Genomic DNA, 705 nt, shown 5'->3' with positions numbered 1-705 from the left:
GCCGCTGTTTGGTGAGAAAGGTGCCATTGATCGCCTCCCACTGCTCTTTCAGCGTTGCGGTCATGCCCATGGCCCGGACGGCCTCGGCATTCCGCCTCCCCTGTTCAACAATGGCCGCGCGTTGAACGGCATGTCGGTTGGCGTCTGCCGACGGTTTCCGGGATGCGATCTCGTTCAGGCCGATCAGGATACAAATGAAGACCGCCCCCCCAATGGCAACCAGTCCGAGGGTCGGGTGAAAGACATAGATGATGGTCAAATAAACCGGCATCCAGGGAAGATCGAAGATCGCTGTTGGCCCGGGTCCAACGAGGAATTGCCGCACGGTTTCCAGATCGCGCACCGGATCAAGTGTTTCCGCCTTGCGGCCCATCAGAACCGGCAGCGCGATCGAGCATTCATAGCTTGTTGCAGACAGCTGTGCATCGAGATGCTGACCGACGCGCAACAGCACGCGCGAGCGGATGCCCTCGAGGAGGCCATAGAACATGTACATGCCGCCCGCCAAACCAGCCAGCACCATCAGTGTCGGCACCGAACCGCTCGCCAGCACCCGGTCATACACCTGCAGCATGAAGAGGGGCCCGGTGAGCATCAGGAGATTGATCGGCAGGCTGAGCAGGCCAATGCCTAGCAGCGTGGAACGGAGGGCCTGAAGGCACTCCGCAACACACCCGTCCTGGGAACGCGCTTGCGACATCATGC

At 60.9% G+C, this 705-nt stretch carries 1 protein-coding gene; it reads right to left on the bottom strand.

Going from position 1 to position 705, the window contains the following annotated elements; translation table 11 throughout:
• Window positions 1-705 (bottom strand): type I secretion system permease/ATPase (locus ACR0LL_RS21265; RefSeq protein WP_480589315.1); only part of this gene is annotated, 705 nt, incomplete at both ends.

The sequence above is a fragment of the Ruegeria sp. AI2 genome (assembly GCF_056541275.1).
This window is presented reverse-complemented; position numbering and strand designations above follow the sequence as displayed.